The sequence below is a fragment of the Streptomyces sp. NPDC050703 genome (assembly GCF_040654435.1).
Taxonomy (GTDB): Bacteria; Actinomycetota; Actinomycetes; order Streptomycetales; family Streptomycetaceae; genus Streptomyces.
This window is the reverse complement of the sequence record NZ_JBFAHX010000105.1, coordinates 1-1,911: the sequence shown is the minus strand read 5'-3', so window position 1 is coordinate 1,911 and position 1,911 is coordinate 1. Positions and strand designations below refer to the sequence as shown.

General features: G+C 72.5%; 1 protein-coding gene. It reads right to left on the bottom strand.

The genetic code is table 11. The features are described from left to right. Positions 1-1,911: acyltransferase domain-containing protein (locus tag AB0I16_RS35755; RefSeq protein ID WP_363253856.1), on the bottom strand; the 1,911-nt coding region annotated here is incomplete at both ends.

Here is a 1,911-nt window from a genome sequence, read left to right as displayed (position 1 = left end):
CGTGGCACGGCCCTGCTGCTCCTTGCGCCACGCGGACAACCGCGGCAACACCTCACTCAACGGAGCGTCCGACGACACATCCAACGTACGGGCGACGTCAGCGAGGTCACCGTCCTCGACGACCTCCCAGAAGCGTGTCTCCGTCGGCGAAAGCTTGTCGGCGCGCTCGCCGGCCGCCGCCTCCAGCCAGTAGCGCTCGTGCTGGAACGCGTAGGTGGGCAGGTCCACCCGCCGGGCGCCGCTGCCCGCGAAGTACGCGGCCCAGTCGACCGCCACGCCCCGCGTGTGCAGGGCGGCCACGGCCGTCACGAGCGCGGCCTCCTCGGGCCGCTCGGCACGCAACGCGGGCAGGAACACCGCGTCGGGCGCACAGCCCAGCCCCAGCGCCGACAGCGTGCCGCCAGGGCCGACCTCGACGAACGTCTCGGCACCCTGTTCACGCAACGCCACGACCGCGTCGTGGAACCGCACGGCCTCGCGCACGTGCCGCACCCAGTACTCCGGCGATGTCAGCTCATCAGCGGTGGCCGGGCGGCCCGTCAGCGTCGACACGATCGGGAGCGACGGCGCCTCGTAGGAGACACCCTCCAGTACCTGCCGGAAGTCGTCGAGCATCGGCTCCATCAGCGGCGAGTGGAAGGCGTGGCTCACGCGGATCCGGGTCACCTTGCGGCCCGCCTCGCGCCACTTCTCCGCGACCGCGTCGACATCGGCGGCGACACCGGAGACGACCACCGAGGTGGGGCCGTTCACCGCCGCGATGCCCACGGTGCCGGTCAGCTCCGGCAGGATCTCGGCCTCGGTCGCCTGGATCGCGACCATGGCTCCACCGGACGGCAGCGCCTGCATCAGGGCGCCTCGCGCCGACACCACCTTCACGGCGTCGGCCAGCGACCAGACGCCAGCCACATGCGCGGCGGCAACCTCGCCGATCGAATGACCGGCAAGGACGTCGGGGCGGACGCCCCACGACTCCAAGAGCCGGAACAGCGCCACCTCGACGGCGAACAGCGCCGGCTGCGTCACCCCGGTCTCGTTCAGCGCGTCGGCGTCCTCGCCGAACAGCACCTCACGTACGCGCGGGTCGAACTCGTCGAGTACGACGTTCAGGGCTTCCGCGAACACCTCGTACCGCTCGGCCAGTTCGCGGCCCATGCCGAGCCGCTGCGAACCCTGCCCCGAGAACAGGAAGGCCAGCAGTCCGCCTGCGACGGTGCCCGTCACCACGCCCGCCGACTGCCTGCCGTCGGCGAGCGCGGTGAGGGCGGTCAGCCGGGTCTCCGCGTCCTCCGCGATGACGACCGCGCGCTGTTCCAGCGACGCCCGCGTCGTCGCGAGGGAGTAGCCGACGTCCACGGGGTTCAGGTCGACCGCGTCGGAGAGCAGCCGTGCCGCCTGTTCCCGCAGGGCCTCGGCGCTGCGGGCCGAGAGCAGCCACGGCACCTGTCCGACCGGACGGGAGTCGACGGCGGGAGCGGTCTCCTCGACCGTCGGGGCCTGCTCGATGATGGTGTGCGCGTTCGTGCCGCTGAAGCCGAACGACGACACACCGAACCGGCGCGGCCGGTCGGTGTCCGGCCAGGCGCGGGGCTCGGTGAGGAGTTCGACTTCACCGGTGGACCAGTCGACCTGCGAGGTCGGCTGGTCGACGTGGAGCGTCTTGGGCAGCACGCCGTGCCGCATCGCCATCACCATCTTGATGACGCCCGCGACACCGGCGGCGGCCTGGGTGTGACCGATGTTGGACTTCACCGAGCCGAGCAGCAGCGGCCGGTCGGCGGGGCGGTTCCGGCCGTAGGTGGCGAGGATCGCCTGGGCCTCGATGGGGTCGCCGAGGGTGGTGCCCGTGCCGTGGGCCTCCATGGCGTCCACGTCGGCCGGGGCCAGCCCCGCGCTCGCCAGGGCCTGGCG